The organism is Leisingera aquaemixtae, from assembly GCF_006740765.1.
Classification (GTDB): domain Bacteria; phylum Pseudomonadota; class Alphaproteobacteria; order Rhodobacterales; family Rhodobacteraceae; genus Leisingera; species Leisingera aquaemixtae.
In genome coordinates this window covers 2,978,281-2,996,585 of sequence record NZ_CP041159.1, presented here as the reverse complement: position 1 = coordinate 2,996,585, position 18,305 = coordinate 2,978,281, and the positions used below count along the sequence as shown (strand labels likewise).

Below are 18,305 nucleotides of genomic sequence, written 5' to 3'. Positions count from 1 at the left end.
GCTCCAAAAAATGCCCGCGGACTAAGGCGTAGCACGATTAGCCCGCGGCGGGTGCGTTTTCTGTAACCGGATTGGCCGCCCGCAGAGAAGTCACGCAGGCTGCCGCAGGACGCGGGGGACTTTGAATTCCACCGTTTCGACCGCGGTCTCAACCACCTCAACCGTCACGTCGTACCGCTCCCGGAAGGCGTCGATCACCTCGTTCACCAGCAGTTCCGGGGCAGAGGCGCCGGCGGTGATCGCAATGGAGCGGATGCCTTCCAGCGCGCGCCAGTCGATGTTTTCGGCGCGCTGCACCAGCTGGGCGTACGCACAGCCGTTTTTGGCGCCGACCTCAACCAGCCGGCGGGAGTTCGAGGAGTTCGGCGCGCCGACCACCAGCAGGGCGTCCGACTTGGGCGCCACCGATTTCACCGCCTCCTGGCGGTTGGTGGTGGCATAGCAGATATCTTCCTTGTGCGGGCCGATGATGTTCGGGAAACGCTCTTCCAGCGCCGCAACGATGCCCTTGGTGTCATCGACCGACAGGGTGGTCTGGGTAACATAGGCCAGACGGTCCGGGTCGCGCACCTCAACCGTTGCCACATCCGCTGCGGTTTCGACCAGCAGAACCTCGCCTTCAGGCAGCTGGCCCATGGTGCCGATGGTTTCCGGGTGGCCCTTGTGGCCGATCATGATCATCTGCAAACCGGCCTCGGCATGGCGCTGGGCCTCGATATGCACTTTGGAGACCAGCGGGCAGGTGGCATCGACGTAGATCATCTCGCGCGCCTCAGCCGCGGCGGGCACCGATTTCGGCACCCCGTGGGCGGAGAAGATCACCGGCCGGTCGTCGGGGCATTCGTCCAGCTCCTCGACAAACAGCGCGCCTTTTTCGCGCAAGGAATCGACCACGAATTTGTTGTGCACGATTTCATGGCGCACATAGACCGGCGCCCCCCATTTGCCGATCGCCATTTCGACGATCTTGATGGCGCGGTCCACTCCGGCGCAAAAGCCGCGCGGCGCTGCGAGGTAGAGGGTCAGGGCTGGCTTGGTCATGGGCGTCTCCTTGGGCGCCAGAGGTAAGCGGTTCAGGCGGCGAGGTCCAGTGCCCGGGCGGTCTCACAGGTTTGTGATTGGAGGTTCCCGCGGGGGAAGGCGGCAAAAGCCCGCCGTGGACAGCAACAGGCATGGGGCCGGCATGAAGAAGGTGGTTGCCGTTACCGCTGCGGCCGGGTTGGCGGCGGCCGGGTATTACTGGCTGGCGGAGAGCGGCCCGCAGGCCGCCGGGATCCTGCCCTATCAGGATCCGGAAGCCGTGGCCTTGGGCCAGGCGGTGTATCTGGACCAATGCGCCAGCTGCCACGGAGCGGACCTGCAAGGCGAGCCCGATTGGCAGGACCGGGACAGCGAGGGCTACCTGCCGGCGCCGCCGCAGGACGAAAGCGGCCACACCTGGCATCACCCGGACGCGCAGCTGCTGGACATCACACGGCGCGGCGTTGCGGAGGTGGTCGGCAACGGCTACCGCAGCCGCATGGGCGGCTTCGCCGGTGTGCTGACGGAGGAGGAAATGCTGGCAGTGCTGGCCTACATCAAGAGCCGCTGGCCAGCGGAAGTGATTGCCCGCCACAACCAGATAAACAGCCAAGCAGACAACTGATCAGGTCCGGAGAAGGCGCCGCCCCATCAGGCGCCTCGCTCCGGGTATCAGGCGGCTGCTTGCGCTCAACCGTGCGCGACCGTTGCCGAACGCTGGTCGCTCTGCTCGCGCGGCGGGCGGCCGATCACGTCGCGCAGCTCTTCCAGCTCGATGAAATTATCGGCCTGGCGGCGCAGGTCGTCAGAGATCATCGGCGGCTGGCTGCGGATGGTAGACACCACCGAAACCCGCACGCCCTGGCGCTGGAGGCTGGCAATCAGCGGGCGGAAGTCCCCATCGCCCGAGAACAGCACGATATGGTCCACACGCGGCGCCAGCTCCATGGCATCGACGGTCAATTCGATATCCATGTTGCCTTTGACTTTGCGGCGGCCCAGGCTGTCGGTGTATTCCTTGGCCGGTTTGGTGACCATGGTGAAGCCGTTGTAATGCAGCCAGTCCACCAGCGGCCTGATCGGCGAATACTCGTCATTTTCCAGCAGAGCGGTGTAATAAAAGGCGCGCAGCAACTTGCCGCGGCGCATGAATTCCTGCCGCAGAAGCTTATAGTCGATGTCAAACCCGAGCGCCTTGGCCGCGGCGTACAGATTCGACCCGTCTATGAACAGCGCAAGCCGTTCGTCTTTGTAAAACATCAAATGTTCCTTCCGGTATATCCGCCTCAGCCTTGAGTTCCGTGAGTGTGAGCTTGAAAACGGCGAAACGGGTGGACTTAATGTAAGTTATTTGTCATCTGCCGCAAGTATACTGCCATTCTGAAATAGGGTCAAAAATGGCCGGAAACCGGAAACTGTCGCTGATCGCACTTGGCGGTAACCTGCCTGCTGACGCTAGTGCGCCGGAAGTCACATTGTCAAAGGCCATCGCCGCTTTGCAGGCTGAGGGTATCAGGCTGCGCAGCGTCTCGCGGTTCTTTCGCACGCCCTGTTTTCCGGCCGGTGCCGGCCCGGATTATGTAAACGCCGCTGTCGCGGTGGAAACTTCTCTGTCCGCTGATGCCCTGCTGGCACGTCTGCATGAGATCGAGGCGCAGTTTGCCCGGGTGCGGGAACAGCGCTGGGGAATGCGCACGCTGGATCTGGATCTGCTGGACCACGGCGGCGCGGTGCTGCCGGATGCAGCAGGATACCGCCGCTGGCAGGGGCTGCCGCTGGAACGCCAGATGCAGGAGGCGCCGGGGCAGATCATCCTGCCGCATCCGCGCATCCAGGACCGCGTCTTTGTGCTGGTGCCGCTGCAAGACATCGCGCCGCGCTGGCGCCACCCGGTCTTGCAGAAAACCGCGTCCGAAATGCTGGCGGAACTGCCGCCGGAAGAGGCGGCTGAAGTGTGCCCTCTGTAGCGCGCGCGATGCGGTGTTTTCCGCCCTTGTCAAGAGAAAGATTTGGGCGTAGAAGTCTGCCTTCTGGACCAGGAATTGAATTGGAGAGTCGCTGATGGCCCGCGTGACGGTTGAAGATTGCGTCGATAAAGTGCCCAACCGCTTTGAGCTGGTGATGCTGGCTGCGCACCGTGCCCGCGAAATCTCGGCTGGTGCCCCGATCACTGTCGAGCGTGACAACGACAAGAACCCGGTTGTGTCCCTGCGCGAGATCGCCGAAGAGACCCAGAGCGCGGACGAGCTGCGCGAGCGTCTGATCGAGAGCAACCAGACCCAGATCGAGGTTGACGAGCCGGAAGAGGATTCCATGGCTCTGCTGATGGGCGCGGACCACGACAAGCCCGCTGAAGACGACATGTCGGAAGAGAAACTGCTGCGCGCGCTGATGGAGGCCCAGGGCCAGGGCTGAGGCGCGCGTTCCGAGAATTTTGAGGCTGCGGACCGGACATGATATCCCCTGACGACCTGATTGCTCTGGTCCGCAACTACAACCCCAAGACCAATGCAGCACGGATCGCAGAGGCTTATGCCTTTGGCGAGAAGATGCATGAGGGGCAGTTCCGCCACTCGGGCGAGCCCTATTTCACGCATCCTGTGGCGGTGGCCGCGATCCTGACTGAACAGCGGCTGGATGATGCAACCATCATCACCGCGCTGCTGCATGACACCATCGAAGACACCAAGGCGAACTACGAAGAAGTCGCCCGCCGTTTTGGCGGCGAGGTGGCGATGCTGGTCGATGGCGTCACCAAGCTGACCAACCTGCAGCTCAGCAGCCGCGAGACCAAGCAGGCTGAAAACTTCCGCAAGCTGTTCATGGCGATGTCCAAGGATCTGCGGGTGATCCTGGTGAAGCTTGCCGACCGTCTGCACAACATGCGCACCATCAAGGCGATGCGCCCCGAGAAGCAGGCCCAGAAGGCGCGCGAGACCATGGATATCTATGCGCCGCTGGCGGGCCGCATGGGGATGCAGTGGATGCGCGAGGAGCTGGAGGATCTGGCCTTCCGCGTGCTGAACCCGGAAGGGCGGCAGTCGATCATCCGCCGCTTTGTGACCCTGCAGCGCGAAACCGGCGACGTGATCCACCGGATCACCGGCGACATGCGGCTGGAGCTGGAGAAGGCCGGGATCGAGGCGGAGGTGTTTGGCCGTGCCAAGAAACCCTATTCGATCTGGCGCAAGATGCAGGCCAAGGATCAGGGCTTCTCGCGGCTGTCGGACATCTACGGTTTCCGGGTGATCACCGGATCCGAAGAAGACGCCTACCGTGCGCTGGGTGCCATTCATCAGCGCTGGCGGGCCGTGCCGGGCCGCTTCAAGGACTATATCAGCCAGCCGAAATCCAACGGCTACCGTTCAATCCACACCACGGTGTCGGGCCGCGACGGCAAGCGGGTTGAGGTGCAGATCCGCACCCGCCAGATGCACGATGTGGCCGAAACCGGCGTTGCGGCGCATTGGTCCTACCGCGACGGGGTGCGCTCGGAAAACCCCTTTGCCGTCGATCCGGCCAAGTGGATTGCCTCGCTGACTGAACAGTTTGACGCCGAGGACGATCACGACGAATTCCTCGAAGCCGTGAAGCTTGAGATGTATTCGGATCAGGTGTTCTGCTTCACTCCCAAGGGCGACGTGATCAAGCTGCCCAAGGGCGCGACGCCGATCGACTTTGCCTATGCCATTCACACCCGCATCGGCCATGCCTGCGTCGGGGCCAAGGTGGACGGGATCCGGGTGCCGCTGTGGACCCGGCTGCGCAACGGCCAATCGGTAGATGTGATCACCGCCGAGGGCCAGACCCCGCAGGTCAGCTGGCTGGAGATCGCCACCACCGGCAAGGCCCGCACATCCATCCGCCGCGCCCTGCGCGAAGCTGATCGGGCGCGGTTTGTGAAGCTGGGGCATGAACTTGCGCGTTCGGCGTTTGAGCATGTTGGCAAGAAGGCGACGGACAAGGCGCTGGAAACCGCGGCCCGCGCGCTGCGCGCCAGCGGCGTGAACGAGCTGCTTGCACGGCTGGGCGCGGCCGAGATCACCGCGCATGATGTGGTGCAGTCGGTCTATCCTGAACTGACCACCTCCGGCGATGGCGACGAAATCTCACCCCGCCGGGCGGTGATCGGCCTGGAACCGGGGCAGAGCTTTGAGCGCGCGCCCTGCTGCCAGCCGCTGCCGGGCGAGCGCATCATCGGCATCACCTACCGCGGCCGCGGCGTGGTGGTGCATGCCGCCGACTGCGACAAGCTGGGCGAGTTCGAGGACCAGCCGGAGCGCTGGATGGACGTGCATTGGCACAGCGGCACCCATCCGGCAGCTTATGGCACCACGCTGGAACTGACCATCGGCAATGATGCCGGGGTGCTGGGGCGCATTTGCACATTGATCGGCGAGAAAAAGGCCAATATCTCGGACCTTGAATTTGTTGACAGGAAACCAGACTTTTACCGGCTTATGATCAATGTGGAGCTGCGGGATGTGGAGCAGCTGCACTCGCTGATGCTGACGCTTGAGGCGGAAAGCGATGTTGCCGCGGTGGCGCGGTTCCGGAACAAGCCGGAAGAACGCCATTTTCCGGGGTAAGCCGCTGAAACTCTGAGCCGGAACTGGGAAGGACGGACAGCTTTGGTATTCAGGCGCCGGGACAGACGTTCGCCCCTCCGGGCGCTGGCGGACTTCGTCTGGCCGCGCGGCGGCTGGGGCCGGGCCTTCCTGTACGTGAAACACCGGGTGCGGCGGCTGCCCGATTCGCCCGAGCGCATCGCCCGCGGGATCTGGGCCGGGGTATTCACCACCTTCACGCCTTTTTACGGCATGCATTTCCTGGTGGCGGCGATCATCGCGCGGCTGATGAACGGCAATATCCTGGCCTCGCTCAGCGCCACCTTCTTTGGCAACCCGCTGACCTACGTGCCGATCGGGGTCGCCAGCCTGCAAACCGGTCATTGGCTCTTGGGCACCGAGTTCGACGAGGAAGTCGACAAGTCTCTGGCGGGCAAGTTTCTGGCCGCGGGCGCCGACCTGAAGGACAACCTGTTTGCGCTGTTCATGGACAAGCCCGCCGACTGGCAGGGGCTGCACCTGTTCTATAACGAGGTGTTTTATCCCTACATGATCGGCGGCATCATCCCGGGCATCATCAGCGCCACGGTCTGCTATATGCTCAGCCTGCCGGTGATCCGCGTTTATCAGCAGCGCCGCCGGGCCAAGATCAAGGCCAAGTTCGAGGCGATCAAGCAGCGTGCCGAAGTCAGCACCGGCTCCTGAGCCGCGCTGCCGGATTGTACCATTATCGCTTGCAGGGTTGCTCTTGCCCGCCGTCTGTCTAGTCTTTGGCTCAAGGCTTTTACTTCAGACGGATGAGAGACCTCTCATGACACAGAACCAACTGCGCCTGGGCGTGAACATCGACCATGTCGCCACCGTGCGCAATGCCCGCGGCGGCGCTTATCCGGACCCGGTCCGCGCCGCAAAGCTGGCGGAGGAGGCAGGCGCAGACGGCATCACCGCCCACCTGCGCGAAGACCGCCGCCACATCACCGACGCTGACATCGACGGGCTGATGGACGCGCTGAGCGTGCCGCTGAACTTCGAAATGGCGGCGACGGAGGAAATGCAGAAGATCGCCCTGCGCCACAAGCCGCACGCGGTCTGCATCGTGCCGGAAAAGCGCGAGGAGCGCACCACCGAGGGCGGGCTGGAAGTGGCGCGCGAGGAAAACCGCCTGGCGCATTACATCGCGCCGCTGCGCGCGGCGGGCTGCCGGGTGTCGATCTTCATTGCTGCCGACCGCAAGCAGATCGAGGCTGCGCACCGGATCGGGGCCGAGGTGATCGAACTGCACACCGGCGCCTATTGCGACTTCCACGCCGAGGGCAAGCTTGCAGAGCGCGACCGCGAGCTGGAGGCCCTGCGGGAGATGTCTGCCTATGCCCATTCGCTGGGGCTGGAGGTGCATGCGGGCCATGGCCTCACCTATGAGACCGTGCAGCCGGTTGCGGCCTTTCCGGAGGTGAAGGAACTGAACATCGGCCACTTCCTGATCGGCGAAGCGATCTTTCGCGGCCTGACCCCGGCGGTGCAGGAGATGCGCCGCCTGATGGATGAAGCGCGGGGGTGACGGGGCGATGCACGTCAATCTGATCCGCTACGGGCTCTTGTGGATGGCGGCCTCTGCCGGGATGCTGCTGCTGGGTCTGCTGCTGGCGCAGTTTGGGGCCGGGATGCCGGCCGGGCTGGCAACCGTGCTGCCGCCGATGTTTGCCGCCGTGCTGGAAGGGATGCGCATTGCGCAGGCCACCCGGGCACCTCTGGCGGGCAGGGCGGCCTGGGTCAACGCGGCAGCAATGACCGGGGTTGTGGCGGTGCTAACGGCTGTGCAGCTGCCGCTTTACTGGAATAATCCGGTGGTGGCCGAGGCACGGCAAACGATTCCGGTCCTGTTCCTGGCAGGTGTTTGTTTGCTGCTGCTGGCGGTCATCCTGATGGTCAACCGGCTGTTTCTGGGCCATGGCATCAAGCTGGGTTTGAAACGGCTGGAAGAATGATCCTGGGTGTCGGAACCGATCTTGCCAATATCGAGCGGATCCAGCGGACGCTGGACCGGTTCGGCGACCGGTTCCGGAACCGGGTTTTCACCGAGACGGAGCAGAGAAAGGCCGAGCGCCGCCGTGATGTGGCGGGCACCTATGCCAAGCGCTGGGCCGCCAAGGAGGCCTGCTCGAAGGCGCTGGGCACCGGTCTGCGCATGGGCATCGCCTGGAAGGATATGGCGGTCTCCAACCTGCGCACCGGCCAGCCGGTGATGCATGTGACCGGCTGGGCGGCCGACCGCCTGCGCGAGATGACCCCGCCCGGCCATGAGGCGGTGATCCACGTGACATTGACCGACGACCACCCCTGGGCGCAGGCCTTCGTGGTGATCGAGGCGCGCCCGTCCGCCAGCGACCCGGCGGAATCACCTTCGGGAACTTGACTTGGCCCCCGCAGGCCCGCATGTAGCCCCGGACCCTGTTTCCAAACCGGAGAGCCTGATGACGGCCAAAGCAAAGACCGGCAGTTCGATCCTTGAGACGATCAAGACCATCGTCTACGCGCTGCTGATCGCCGGTGTCTTCCGCACCTTGTTCTTCCAGCCTTTCTGGATTCCGTCCGGATCAATGAAGGAAACCCTGCTGATCGGGGATTTCCTGTTCGTGAACAAGATGGCCTACGGTTATTCCTATGCCTCTTGCCCCAGCGTGCGCATCGGCGCGGTCGGGCTGAACATCGACGCCAAGGACATCTGCGGCTTTCTGGACGGCGACAACACCCGCCTGATGGGCGGCCAGCCGGAGCGCGGCGATGTGGTGGTGTTCCGCCATCCGGTCAACGGCAACGACTTTATCAAGCGGCTGGTCGGCCTGCCGGGTGACAAGATCCAGATGAAGAACGGCGTGCTGTTCATCAACGGCGCCCCGGTCAAGCTGGAAGACGCAGGCCAGTTCGAGGAAGTGATGGAACGCCAGGGGCCGCAGGGCTCCTTCCCGCGCTGCGAAAACGCGCCGGTGGGCCAGGGAGCCATCTGCAAAAAGTCGCGCAAGCTGGAAACCCTGCCGGGCGGCAATGAGCATATCGTGCTCAACATCACCAACCAGGGCATGGACCACACCGGTGTGTATCAGGTTCCGGAAGGGCACTATTTCTTCATGGGCGACAACCGGGACAACTCCTCCGACAGCCGCCTGCCGCAGTCTGCTGGCGGGGTTGGCTTTGTGCCTTTTGAAAACCTGATCGGCCGTGCCGACCGGATCATGTTCTCCTCTGCCGGGCGGTCCATGCTGTATTTCTGGACCTGGCGGAGCGACCGTTTCTTCAAGGGGATCGAGTGAAACTGTCCAAGGAATTGCGTGCGTTCGAGGAACGGATCGGGCATAAATTTGCCCGCCCCGACCTGCTGCAGCGCGCCGTGACCCACGCGTCCGTGTCGTCGTCCAACCGCAAGGACAACCAGCGGCTTGAGTTCCTGGGCGACCGGGTTCTGGGGCTGGTGATGGCGACCGCGCTCCTGGAGCATGACAAGACCGCCACCGAAGGCCAGCTGGCGCCGCGCTTCAACGCGCTGGTGCGCAAGGAAGCTTGCGCCGATGTCGCCAAGGAGATCGACCTTGGCGCGGTGCTCAAGCTGGGCCGCTCTGAAATGATGTCCGGCGGCCGCCGCAAACAGGCCTTGCTGGGCGATGCGATGGAGGCGGTGATTGCCGCCGTTTACAAGGACGCAGGCTTTGACGCGGCTGCGGAGATGATCCTGCGCCTGTGGAGCGGACGCATTCACCAGGTCGAGACCGATGCGCGCGATGCCAAGACCTCGTTGCAGGAATGGGCGCAAGCGCGCGGGCAGAAGGTGCCGACCTACGTCGAGGTGTCCCGCAGCGGCCCGGACCACGCCCCGGTTTTCACCATCGCGGCGCGGCTGCAGGACGGCACCGAGGCACAGGCCACCGCAGGCTCCAAGCGGCAGGCCGAACAAGCTGCCGCCAAGGCGCTGCTGGAACAGCTCGGCTAGGTTCAGACCACCCGGATATAGCCCGCAAGCCCGGTCTTCTGATGCTCGATCACATGGCAGTGGAAGGCCCAGTCGCCTGGATTGTCGGCGACCAGCGCAATCTCGGCCACCTCGTCCTTCAGCAGCAGCAGGGTGTCCGTCACCAGGGCCGGCAGCCTGCGCAGGTTCGAGCGGAGCGGCACAAACGCCAGCCCGTGCAGATGGATCGGATGCAGGTTGGGCGATTCATTTCTGAGCCGCAGCACATAGCTCTTGCCGCGCTCCAGCACCGCCAGCGGCCCGGTGCCCTTGGCGGCATCGCCGGCCCAGGGCGTGCGGTTGATCGACCAGAAACTGTAACCCATCGAGCCGCAATAACCGTCGTTCGGCGCCCCGCCCTCCGGTGTCCAGCCGAACACGAAATCATGCACTTCTGCGTTTGCCAGATCCGGCCGGGAAACCGGATTCGGCGGCAGAGGCTTCAACTCCCGCAGATCCCGCGCCAGGTCCGCGCCAATGGCCCGCATCCGCGCCATGGTGCGGGCGGGCTGCCCCGGCAGTTCCGCCAGAAGATCCACTGTCTGCCCCTCATCCGCAGGCATCCGCACCGCGAAATCCACCCGCTGACCGGGACCGGCCAGCAAGGGCTCCTGCGCTGAGGGCAGGGGGATGCCCAAATCCACCGGATGCCCGTCCCAGGCAATGATCCGCGCCTGATCCGTGCTCAGATGCAGCTTGTAGATCCGCGTGGTGTCCGTGTTCACCACCCGGAGCCGCACCAGCCCGCCCGCCGGGTGATCATAGACCGGCGCCTGCAGCCAGTTCGCCGTCAGCACATTGCCGTGCGTCCCGCCGCGGGCCGCCCCGCGCGCCGTGTAATAGGGCAGGAACGCGCCCTGATCATCCAGCCGGAAATCCCGCAGGTTGATGGCCTGATCACCGTCGAAACCGGGGTCTTCCGCCTCCCGGATCACCATAACCCCGGTCAGCCCGTGCGCCATCTGCGCCATTGTCATGCAGTGCGGATGATACCAGTAGGTGCCGGCATCCGGCGGGGTGAATTCGTAGTCAAACGACTCGCCGCCCGCGATCGGCATCTGGGTCAGATAGGGCACCCCGTCCATCGCATTGGCAATCCGCAGCCCGTGCCAGTGCATCGCGGTGTAATCTTCGGTGCCATTCTGCACCCGCAGCCGCATGGGTTTGCCTTGCGTCCCGTACAGCACCGGCGGCGGCGCGTCCGGTGACAGGCTCACCAGACCCTCGGTCGGCGTCTCACGGAAAGCGAAACTGGCAGGCTGGATGATAAGCCGCTGCGCCTCACCGGCAGCCGCCAAGCTCCAACCGCCCGAGCCAAGCGCCCCTGCAGTTGCAGCTGTTCCCAGCAGAAAGTCACGGCGATTCATCAGGCAAGCCCCTTTATGTGTACTCTAAGAAAGGCCTGGCTCGCGGTGTGGCTTGGCGCTGCGGGTCTCCCACGGGATCTGCCACAGGTCTTTGACATAGGGCAAGCCTGTGCGACGCTGTCCCAAGCCCCGTGAAAACGCCTCTGGCCCCTGTGGGTAAAATCCTGTAGGGGATCGGCTCTGCAAACAGGACCAGTACAGATGACCACACGCGCCGGATTCGTTGCCCTGATCGGAGAGCCCAACGCGGGCAAGTCGACCCTTCTGAACCGCATGGTCGGGGCCAAGGTCTCGATCGTGACCCATAAGGTGCAGACCACCCGCGCCCGCATCCGCGGCGTGGCGATGGAGGGCGACGCGCAGCTGGTGTTCGTCGATACCCCCGGCCTGTTCAAGCCGCGCCGCCGCCTGGACCGGGCGATGGTGGCCGCCGCCTGGGGCGGCGCTGCGGACGCTGACGTTGTCGTGCTGATGGTCGAGGCCCACCGCGGCATCACCGAAGGCGTCGAAACCATCCTCGAAGGCCTCGCGGAGATCGGCGAAGGCCGCACCGTGGCGCTGGCGATCAACAAGATCGACAAGGTGCCCGCGGAAAAGCTTCTGGGCTTGGCCCAAAACCTGAACAGCCGCTACGCATTCGCCGAAACCTTCATGATCTCGGCAGAGCGCGGCCATGGCGTCGATGACCTGCGCAAATGGCTGGCGGGGAAGCTGCCGGAAAGCCCCTGGCTCTACCCCGAAGACCAGATCGCCGACCTGCCGATGCGGATGATCGCGGCGGAAATGACCCGCGAAAAGCTGACCCTGCGCCTGCACCAGGAACTGCCCTACCAGCTGACCGTCGAGACCGAGAAATGGGAAGAGCGCAAGGACGGCTCCGCCCGGGTCGACCAGATCATCTATGTGGTCCGCGACGGCCACAAGGGGATCGTTCTGGGCAAGCGCGGCGAGACGATCAAATCCGTCTCCCAGGCTGCCCGCGCCGAGCTGGAGGAATTCCTGGGCCGCAAGGTGCATCTGTTCCTGCAGGTGAAGGTGCGCCCGAACTGGCTGGAAGAGGCGGAGCGCTATTCTGAAATGGGCCTCGACTTCAAGGACGGCAATTGACGCTGCCCGTGCTTTTCAACTTTCCAAAAGTACTCCCGCCGGAGGCTCCCGCACTCGCCTTTGGCGCTGACGCAGGCGAGGGCGCGGCATGACCCGCCTCACCGCCCGCTTCTGGGTGGATGCCTACCTGGCCCGGCTGCGGTTTCAGGACATCCCGGCCTTCATCACCGCGCATGGCGACGACACCGCAGGCGCGGTGCTGGTCAAGCTCAACACGCTCGACGGCCAGGCCCGCGCCTTTCACCGCACCTACGACCTGATGAGCGGCAACCGCAAATGGGATGAACTGTCCGCCGGCGCCGAGACCGAGGTCGACGCCTCCATCCGCCGCCAGCGCGAGTTCGACCCCGATCTCTGGGTGGTCGAGGTCGAGGACCGGCAGGGCCGCCACCTGCTGGACGAACCCGGCCTCGAATGACCCTGCCGCTTGCAGCCCATCCGGCAATGCGCTCAGGTAGGGCAGGCCGCAGGACAGGGAGGCAGGGCGTTGGAGTGGCGTGATCACGGCATATTGCTTTCGGTGCGCCGTCACGGCGAAAGCTCCGCCATCATCGACGTCTTTACCGAAGGCCACGGCCGCCATGCGGGCGTTGTGCGCGGCGGCGCCGGCCGCCGGATGGCCCCTATCCTGCAGCCCGGCGCACAGCTGGATGTGACTTGGCGGGCGCGGCTGGAGGATCACCTGGGCAGCTACCATGCCGAACCCCTGCGCAGCCGGGCTGCCGCTGCGCTCTCCGGGCGGCTGGCGCTGGCCGGGCTCAACACCGTGACGGCGCTCTTGTCCTTTTGCCTGCCGGAGCGGGAACCGCATCCGGACCTCTATTCCCGCAGCGAACAGCTGCTCGACCTTCTCGGGAACGAAGACCTCTGGCCGCTGGCCTATTTGCGCTGGGAGCTGGCGCTGCTGGAGGAGATGGGCTTTGGCTTGGACCTGTCGGCCTGCGCCGTGACCGGCAGCCGCTTCGGTCTGGCTTACGTGTCGCCGAAAACCGGCCGGGCTGTTTCACGTGAAGGCGCAGGCGACTGGGCGGACCGGCTGCTGCCGCTGCCGCCGGTGATGCTGGGCCAGGGCAACGCTGACGATACCGAAATCGTTCAAGCCCTGCGTACCACTGGCTACTTCCTGGAGGCGCACCTGGCGCCGTCGCTTGGCAACCATCCTCTGCCCGAGGCGCGCGGGCGGCTCATGGACCAGCTCAGCCGCCGTCTTTGAACAGCATCTCGCGGCCCGCCTCGTTGCTGAGGATCAGCACATCGCCCGACACCTCCGCCAGCGTCATCTCCTGCAGGGCATGGAGGAACGCGGCCTCAGCCTCCAGTTCCGGGCAGGCAGCGCGCGTCACCGCCAGCGGCCCGGTTTCAAACCACGGATAGGGGGCATTCTGGCTGCCTTGGAGACTGTTGCAAGGACCGCGGCCGGCGATCCTGCCCGGTTCCGGAAACGTCAGGTGCGCGGAGGCTGGAAAGGCTGCACCATCGATGCTCTGGAGCTGCCACATCTTGCCTGCGGCGCCATAGGCCGACAGGCTCTCATCCCTAGCGCAGGCGTTTGCAAGCAGCAGGGAACCGATCAGGGCAGCGCGCAGCATCAAGACCTCCAGCAATAGCGTCTCAATTCAATTTGGGACGCGGCAGCGCCCCGCACAAGCAAAGCCTGCAGCAGGTGCTCCCGCCCGCCGCCGCGGCATTGGAAATGCCTTGCGCCCGTTGGGCCCGGCGCCGCGCAGTGCGCGGCGCCTGCCGTGTCATTCCGGCGAAGCACTGCCGCGCCGTGCGCAGCACGGCGCCCGGCCCAACGCCTCAGGCGCATTCCAGGAATGCGCCGCAAGGGGGCGGGAGCAGACCCCTTCAGTTTGTGCGGATGATCTCGGCGCCCTTGCGGCCGATCTCGCGGCTGGCCTTGATCGAGGGGTGGATCATGTCCGCGCGTGGTAGGAGCGGTCGCCGTGGGCCACCATGTCCTTGTTCGACACAAAGAAGATACCTTCATCCTGTGCCGCCAGACGGGTGATGCGGGCTTCCAGCGCGTTGCCCTCGTCCCGGCAATGCTCGATCAGCGACCCCACCCCGGGGCTGCGCAGATAGCCGACGTAGACCACCTTGGCCCCGGTCGCGCGCAGCTCGGCCAGCATGCCCGGGATCGCCCCGCTCTGTCCGTCTGAAGAGATCAGCTTGTCCATCTTGCGGTTGCAGGCAAAACAGCCGCAGCCCAGCCACAGGTCATTGCCGCCGCCGTTCACGATCACCCAGTCCCATTTTCCGGGCGTGTACTGCTTGCCGATGTTCATGCCCGCAGCACCGGAAATCGGCAGCTTGTAGAGGATCCGCGCGGCAGAAACAGACCTGTCCACCACCGGTTCCTGCAGCTCCTGCGCCACCCTGTCCGGAATGGATCTGCCTGCCAGGCTGTGCCAGGCCAGAAGCGAATCCCCCATGGCCAGAATACGTGCGGACTGGCCCTCGGGCACGGTCTCACCGCAGGCGGGCAGCAAAAGCAGAAATGGCAGAAGCAGGCAGCGCAGGAATGTCATGGCTCCTTAGCTAAACAGATTTTGCCCGGGAGCGAACACCCTATACAGAAAACAGGCTATTTCTGCGCAGCGGTTTCAGGCCGGACGCATACCGGGCGGGCTCCGGACGCACAAAAAAGCCCGGCGCGAACGCCGGGCGAGGAGGGGAATGCTCCCCTGCGGTGGTCACTGGCGGCGGTCAGCCCAGCAGGCGGCGGGCGATGACCTGCGCCTGGATTTCGGCAGCACCCTCAAAGATGTTGAGGATGCGGGCATCGCACAGCACGCGGGAGATCTTGTATTCCATCGCAAAGCCGTTGCCGCCGTGGATCTGCAAGCCATTGTCCGCGGCCGCCCAGGCAACCCGTGCGCCCAGCAGCTTGGCCATGCCGGCCTCCAGGTCGCAGCGGTGGCCGTGGTCCTTTTCCCAGGCCGAGAAATAGGTCAGCTGGCGGGCGATCATGATCTCCACCGCCATCATCGCCAGCTTGCCGGAGACGCGCGGGAAATGGATCAGCGCCTTGCCGAACTGCTTGCGCTCCTGCGCATACTGCATGGCGATGTCCAGCGCCGATTGCGCCACGCCGATGGCGCGGGCCGCGGTCTGGATGCGGGCCGATTCAAAGGTCTCCATCAGCTGCTTGAAGCCCTTGTTCTCCTCGCCGCCCAGCAGGTTTTCCTGCTTCACGTGGAAATTGTCGAAGCCCAGCTCGTATTCCTTCATGCCGCGGTAGCCCAGCACCTCGATCTCGCCGCCGGTCATGCCTTCGGTCGGGAACGGGTGCTCATCTGTGCCCGGGGTCTTCTCCGCCAGGAACATCGACAGCCCGCGGTGATCTGTGGTGTTCGGGTCGGTGCGCGCCAGCAGGGTCATCACATGGGTGCGGGCGGCGTGGGTGATCCAGGTCTTGTTGCCGGTGATCCTGTAGTCGCCGTTTTCATCCTTGACCGCGCGGGTGCGCAGGGAGCCGAGGTCGGAGCCGGTGTTGGGCTCGGTGAAGACGGCGGTGGGCAGGATTTCGGCGCTGGCAAGCTTGGGCAGCCAGTTCGCCTTCTGCTCCTCGGTGCCGCCGCAGAGGATCAGCTCCGCCGCGATCTCCGAGCGCGTGCCCAAGCTGCCCACGCCGATATAGCCGCGCGACAGCTCCTCGGAGACCACCACCATCGAGGCCTTCGAGAGGCCGAAGCCGCCGTATTCCTCCGGAATGGTCAGGCCAAAGACGCCCATCTCCGCCAAATCCTCGATCACCTCCATCGGGATCAGCTCATCCTTCAGGTGCCAGTCATGGGCATTCGGCTCGACCTTCTCCACCGCATAGCGGCGGAACTGGTCGCGGATCATCTCCAGCTCTTCCTCCAGGCCGGAGTTGCCGAACATGGTGGAACCGGCCTGCGCCTCCATCAGCTCCACCAGCCGGGTCCGCGCGGCCTGGCTGTTGCCATGCGCGCAAAGCGTCTCCACCGCGGGCACCTGCAGCGTGTTCAGCGCGTCCGCGCCCAGGCCCAGATCCTGCAGGCGGATGATTTCGCCCTGGTTCATCTGGATGCCGCCGCTGACCTGCAGCAGGTACTCGCCAAAGCCGATCTGGTGGATCAGCTGCTCCATCTCGCCGAATTTGCCGTCGGCCTGCAGGCTTTCCGCCCATTTCTGCATCTGCCGCAGGCAGTAGACGTAAGTGGCAAGCCAAGAAAGCCCGTGTGCCGCCACCTGGTTTTCCTCGATCAGGCGGCCGGACACCCGGCCCTCCTCGCTCACCATGTCCTTGACCGAGGCGCGCGCGGCCTCAAACAGCTGGTTTAGCGGTTCCAGCGATGCGGCGGTCAGCGCCAGCAGGTCGGGAATGAGAGTCGGTTTCATATGCAAGTCCTGTCCGTCGTGGGCCATGAATCAGATCCTTCTTCGGTCGCCCGGTGGTAAATCATTTTGCAGGTGCAGCGCAACAAAAATACTAACTAGCGTGTCATTTGGATCAAATATTGCGTGTTGATTTTGCCGGTGCAGCACGCTGCGGATGTGATAGAGCGGTGGCATGACGGCACTGTTTTCTCTCCTTTCCCCGGCGGAGCTGTCGGCTGCATTTGGCACTGCGCTGCTGGCCGGCACCGTCAAAGGCCTGGTCGGTTTTGCCATGCCGATGATCTTTATCTCCGGCCTCAGTCTGTTTCTGGCGCCCGATTTGGCGCTTGCAGGGCTGATTTTGCCAACCTTGGTTACAAACGGGATGCAGGCGCTGCGGCAAGGTCCGGCGGCCGCCCTGGCCTCGATCCGCCGGTTCCGGGTGTTCCTGCTGACTGGTCTTGTCTGCCTGCTGCTCAGTGCGCAGATGGTGCGGGTTCTGCCGCAGCAGGCGCTGCTTCTGGTGATTGGCCTGCCGGTGACGGTCTTTGCCTGCATTCAGCTGATGGGAAAGGTGCTCACCCTCTCCAATCCCAGCCGCCGCAGCGAGGCTGTAGTGGGGGGCGTTGCCGGGCTGATCGGCGGCGTCTCGGGCGTCTGGGGGCCGCCGACGGTGGCTTACTTGACGGCGCTGGGCACCGAGAAGACAGAACAGATCCGGGTGCAAGGGGTGATCTACGGCCTGGGTGCGGTGGCGCTTCTGGTTGCGCATACCGGCTCAGGTGTGATGCGGGCCGAAACGGCACCATTCTCGCTGGCGCTGATCGTGCCGGCGGTGGCGGGGATGTGGATCGGCGGGCGGTTGCATGACCGGATCGACCAGGCGCTGTTCCGGCAGGCAACGCTGGTGGTTTTGCTGGTTGCGGGGCTGAACCTGCTGCGCCGCGGGCTGTTGATGTAGGCAAGGCGCAGGCGGGAGGGATCATGTCTCAAAGGTTCAATGCGCAGCAGCTGGCAACGGGCTCTATCTTTGTTGCGCTGGCGGTGATGGGGCTGAAAATCGCGGCCTGGATGATGACCGGCTCGGTGGCCCTGTTGTCCGATGCCCTGGAATCGCTGGTGAACATCGGCGGCGCGGTAATGGCCTGGTTCGCAGTGCGCTATGCGCAGCGGCCTCCGGACGCAGGCCACCCCTATGGCCACCACAAGGCCGAATACTTCTCGGCAGTGATCGAAGGCATCCTGATCGTGATCGCCGCGCTGGTGATCGTGCATGAGGCCGTGAACGCCCTGGCCCGGCCGGAGATGGCGGATTGGAGCCCCGCGGGCCTGCTGATCAATGCGCTGGCGATGGCGGTGAACCTCCTGTGGGCGCAGGTGTTGCTGCGGGCAGGCGCAAGGCTGAGCTCTCCGGCGCTGTCGGCAGGCGGGCGGCACCTGATGAGCGATGTCTGGACCTCTGCCGGGGTGCTGGCGGGGCTGGGGCTGGCACTGGCCAGCGGCTGGGCCATTCTCGACCCGCTGCTGGCGCTGCTGGTGGCGGTTAACATCCTGCGGGAGGGGTGGCGGGTGATCGCGTCCTCCGTCAACGGGCTGATGGACATGGCGGCGCCCGAAGCGGAGCGCGCGCGAATCGAAGAGATCATCCACCGCTCCGCGGCCGGGGCGCTGCAGGTGCACGGGCTGAAAACCCGCCGCGCCGGCCGCGCCCTGTTTGTCGAGTTTCACATGGTGGTGGACGGCGCCATGTCCGTGCGCGCCGGGCATGACATTTGCGACCGGGTGGAGGCGGCCCTGAAAGCGGCGCTTCCGGATGCGCAGGCGGTGATTCACGTGGAGCCCGAACACAAGCTGGAGCCGGCCGGGATCAAGCCGCGCTGAAGCGTTTGCAATTCC

21 protein-coding genes are annotated in these 18,305 nt (G+C 64.7%); 15 read left to right on the top strand and 6 right to left on the bottom strand.

Annotated features, from left to right (window positions below; translation table 11 throughout):
* Positions 1 to 90: 90 nt before the first annotated feature.
* On the bottom strand, positions 91 to 1,041 hold the full coding sequence (ispH, locus tag R2C4_RS16360) for a 4-hydroxy-3-methylbut-2-enyl diphosphate reductase (RefSeq protein ID WP_141891444.1): 951 nt from the start codon (positions 1,039 to 1,041) through the stop codon (positions 91 to 93).
* Between the two features lie 142 nt (positions 1,042 to 1,183).
* On the opposite strand from ispH, the gene R2C4_RS16355 reads away from it, so the two are divergent.
* A complete protein-coding gene (locus R2C4_RS16355) occupies positions 1,184 to 1,645 on the top strand; it encodes a c-type cytochrome (protein WP_141891443.1) in 462 nt (153 codons plus the stop codon).
* 65 nt (positions 1,646 to 1,710) lie between these two features.
* Here the strand turns inward: R2C4_RS16355 and R2C4_RS16350 are convergent, their stop codons facing one another.
* Complete coding sequence (locus tag R2C4_RS16350; protein ID WP_008555764.1) at positions 1,711 to 2,280, bottom strand: LabA-like NYN domain-containing protein; 570 nt, start codon at positions 2,278 to 2,280, stop codon at positions 1,711 to 1,713.
* Positions 2,281 to 2,417: 137 nt separating this feature from the next.
* Between R2C4_RS16350 and folK the strand changes: the two genes are divergently transcribed.
* The 9 genes from folK (at position 2,418) to rnc (ending at position 9,570) form a co-directional block, all read left to right on the top strand.
* Complete coding sequence (gene folK, locus R2C4_RS16345; RefSeq protein WP_141891442.1) at positions 2,418 to 2,987, top strand: 2-amino-4-hydroxy-6-hydroxymethyldihydropteridine diphosphokinase; 570 nt, start codon at positions 2,418 to 2,420, stop codon at positions 2,985 to 2,987.
* Between the two features lie 94 nt (positions 2,988 to 3,081).
* On the top strand, positions 3,082 to 3,435 hold the full coding sequence (gene rpoZ / locus R2C4_RS16340) for a DNA-directed RNA polymerase subunit omega (protein ID WP_058286497.1): 354 nt from the start codon (positions 3,082 to 3,084) through the stop codon (positions 3,433 to 3,435).
* Positions 3,436 to 3,473: 38 nt separating this feature from the next.
* Complete coding sequence (locus tag R2C4_RS16335; protein WP_058286498.1) at positions 3,474 to 5,609, top strand: RelA/SpoT family protein; 2,136 nt, start codon at positions 3,474 to 3,476, stop codon at positions 5,607 to 5,609.
* A 42-nt stretch (positions 5,610 to 5,651) separates the two neighbouring features.
* Complete coding sequence (locus R2C4_RS16330; RefSeq protein WP_058286499.1) at positions 5,652 to 6,293, top strand: DUF2062 domain-containing protein; 642 nt, start codon at positions 5,652 to 5,654, stop codon at positions 6,291 to 6,293.
* A 106-nt stretch (positions 6,294 to 6,399) separates the two neighbouring features.
* A complete protein-coding gene (locus R2C4_RS16325) occupies positions 6,400 to 7,146 on the top strand; it encodes a pyridoxine 5'-phosphate synthase (RefSeq protein ID WP_141891441.1) in 747 nt (248 codons plus the stop codon).
* Between the two features lie 7 nt (positions 7,147 to 7,153).
* The gene (locus R2C4_RS16320; protein ID WP_141891440.1) at positions 7,154 to 7,573 is read left to right on the top strand and encodes an ABZJ_00895 family protein; all 420 of its coding nucleotides are present in this window, start codon (positions 7,154 to 7,156) and stop codon (positions 7,571 to 7,573) included.
* Positions 7,570 to 8,001, top strand: a complete 432-nt coding sequence (gene acpS / locus R2C4_RS16315; RefSeq protein WP_141891439.1) for a holo-ACP synthase — start codon at positions 7,570 to 7,572, stop codon at positions 7,999 to 8,001. The genes R2C4_RS16320 and acpS overlap by 4 nt, the downstream gene beginning before the upstream one ends.
* Before the next feature lie 58 nt (positions 8,002 to 8,059).
* Positions 8,060 to 8,896 carry a signal peptidase I gene (gene lepB, locus R2C4_RS16310; RefSeq protein WP_058286503.1) on the top strand — a complete coding sequence of 279 codons (837 nt, stop codon included), beginning with the start codon at positions 8,060 to 8,062 and terminating at the stop codon, positions 8,894 to 8,896.
* Complete coding sequence (gene rnc / locus R2C4_RS16305; protein ID WP_141891438.1) at positions 8,893 to 9,570, top strand: ribonuclease III; 678 nt, start codon at positions 8,893 to 8,895, stop codon at positions 9,568 to 9,570. Before lepB ends, rnc begins: the two co-directional genes overlap by 4 nt.
* Before the next feature lie 2 nt (positions 9,571 to 9,572).
* On the opposite strand, the gene R2C4_RS16300 is transcribed toward rnc, so the two are convergent.
* Positions 9,573 to 10,955, bottom strand: coding sequence for a multicopper oxidase family protein (locus R2C4_RS16300; protein WP_141891437.1), 1,383 nt, complete (start codon positions 10,953 to 10,955; stop codon positions 9,573 to 9,575).
* Between the two features lie 201 nt (positions 10,956 to 11,156).
* Between R2C4_RS16300 and era the strand changes: the two genes are divergently transcribed.
* The 3 genes from era to recO all read left to right on the top strand — a co-directional run bounded on the left by era (position 11,157) and on the right by recO (position 13,275).
* Positions 11,157 to 12,062 carry a GTPase Era gene (gene era, locus R2C4_RS16295; protein ID WP_058286506.1) on the top strand — a complete coding sequence of 302 codons (906 nt, stop codon included), beginning with the start codon at positions 11,157 to 11,159 and terminating at the stop codon, positions 12,060 to 12,062.
* A gap of 88 nt (positions 12,063 to 12,150) precedes the next feature.
* A complete protein-coding gene (locus R2C4_RS16290) occupies positions 12,151 to 12,480 on the top strand; it encodes a DUF1491 family protein (protein ID WP_008557039.1) in 330 nt (109 codons plus the stop codon).
* Positions 12,481 to 12,549: 69 nt separating this feature from the next.
* Complete coding sequence (gene recO / locus R2C4_RS16285; RefSeq protein WP_141891436.1) at positions 12,550 to 13,275, top strand: DNA repair protein RecO; 726 nt, start codon at positions 12,550 to 12,552, stop codon at positions 13,273 to 13,275.
* Here recO and R2C4_RS16280 read toward each other — a convergent pair.
* From R2C4_RS16280 to R2C4_RS16270, 3 genes are all read right to left on the bottom strand, one after another.
* The gene (locus R2C4_RS16280) at positions 13,259 to 13,651 is read right to left on the bottom strand and encodes an META domain-containing protein (protein ID WP_141891435.1); all 393 of its coding nucleotides are present in this window, start codon (positions 13,649 to 13,651) and stop codon (positions 13,259 to 13,261) included. The two genes, recO and R2C4_RS16280, sit on opposite strands and share 17 nt — an antisense overlap.
* A gap of 327 nt (positions 13,652 to 13,978) precedes the next feature.
* Positions 13,979 to 14,593, bottom strand: a complete 615-nt coding sequence (locus tag R2C4_RS16275) for an SGNH/GDSL hydrolase family protein (RefSeq protein ID WP_333869431.1) — start codon at positions 14,591 to 14,593, stop codon at positions 13,979 to 13,981.
* Positions 14,594 to 14,771: 178 nt separating this feature from the next.
* A complete protein-coding gene (locus R2C4_RS16270) occupies positions 14,772 to 16,457 on the bottom strand; it encodes an acyl-CoA dehydrogenase family protein (protein ID WP_141891434.1) in 1,686 nt (561 codons plus the stop codon).
* 145 nt (positions 16,458 to 16,602) lie between these two features.
* Between R2C4_RS16270 and R2C4_RS16265 the strand changes: the two genes are divergently transcribed.
* Positions 16,603 to 17,370, top strand: coding sequence for a sulfite exporter TauE/SafE family protein (locus R2C4_RS16265; protein WP_141891433.1), 768 nt, complete (start codon positions 16,603 to 16,605; stop codon positions 17,368 to 17,370).
* A gap of 23 nt (positions 17,371 to 17,393) precedes the next feature.
* Positions 17,394 to 18,290, top strand: a complete 897-nt coding sequence (locus tag R2C4_RS16260; RefSeq protein WP_141891432.1) for a cation diffusion facilitator family transporter — start codon at positions 17,394 to 17,396, stop codon at positions 18,288 to 18,290.
* Positions 18,291 to 18,305 lie beyond the last annotated feature (15 nt).

Coding starts and splice junctions, on each gene's coding strand:
- R2C4_RS16270 (WP_141891434.1), bottom strand. CDS start 16,457: ATGGCCCACGACGGACAGGACTTGCATATGAAACCGACTCTCATTCCC.
- R2C4_RS16260 (WP_141891432.1), top strand. CDS start 17,394: ATGTCTCAAAGGTTCAATGCGCAGCAGCTGGCAACGGGCTCTATCTTT.
- R2C4_RS16320 (WP_141891440.1), top strand. CDS start 7,154: ATGCACGTCAATCTGATCCGCTACGGGCTCTTGTGGATGGCGGCCTCT.
- R2C4_RS16350 (WP_008555764.1), bottom strand. CDS start 2,280: ATGTTTTACAAAGACGAACGGCTTGCGCTGTTCATAGACGGGTCGAAT.
- R2C4_RS16290 (WP_008557039.1), top strand. CDS start 12,151: ATGACCCGCCTCACCGCCCGCTTCTGGGTGGATGCCTACCTGGCCCGG.
- R2C4_RS16335 (WP_058286498.1), top strand. CDS start 3,474: ATGATATCCCCTGACGACCTGATTGCTCTGGTCCGCAACTACAACCCC.
- folK (WP_141891442.1), top strand. CDS start 2,418: ATGGCCGGAAACCGGAAACTGTCGCTGATCGCACTTGGCGGTAACCTG.
- R2C4_RS16355 (WP_141891443.1), top strand. CDS start 1,184: ATGAAGAAGGTGGTTGCCGTTACCGCTGCGGCCGGGTTGGCGGCGGCC.
- R2C4_RS16280 (WP_141891435.1), bottom strand. CDS start 13,651: ATGCTGCGCGCTGCCCTGATCGGTTCCCTGCTGCTTGCAAACGCCTGC.
- ispH (WP_141891444.1), bottom strand. CDS start 1,041: ATGACCAAGCCAGCCCTGACCCTCTACCTCGCAGCGCCGCGCGGCTTT.
- rpoZ (WP_058286497.1), top strand. CDS start 3,082: ATGGCCCGCGTGACGGTTGAAGATTGCGTCGATAAAGTGCCCAACCGC.
- R2C4_RS16265 (WP_141891433.1), top strand. CDS start 16,603: ATGACGGCACTGTTTTCTCTCCTTTCCCCGGCGGAGCTGTCGGCTGCA.
- acpS (WP_141891439.1), top strand. CDS start 7,570: ATGATCCTGGGTGTCGGAACCGATCTTGCCAATATCGAGCGGATCCAG.
- era (WP_058286506.1), top strand. CDS start 11,157: ATGACCACACGCGCCGGATTCGTTGCCCTGATCGGAGAGCCCAACGCG.
- R2C4_RS16325 (WP_141891441.1), top strand. CDS start 6,400: ATGACACAGAACCAACTGCGCCTGGGCGTGAACATCGACCATGTCGCC.
- R2C4_RS16275 (WP_333869431.1), bottom strand. CDS start 14,593: ATGACATTCCTGCGCTGCCTGCTTCTGCCATTTCTGCTTTTGCTGCCC.
- R2C4_RS16300 (WP_141891437.1), bottom strand. CDS start 10,955: ATGAATCGCCGTGACTTTCTGCTGGGAACAGCTGCAACTGCAGGGGCG.
- lepB (WP_058286503.1), top strand. CDS start 8,060: ATGACGGCCAAAGCAAAGACCGGCAGTTCGATCCTTGAGACGATCAAG.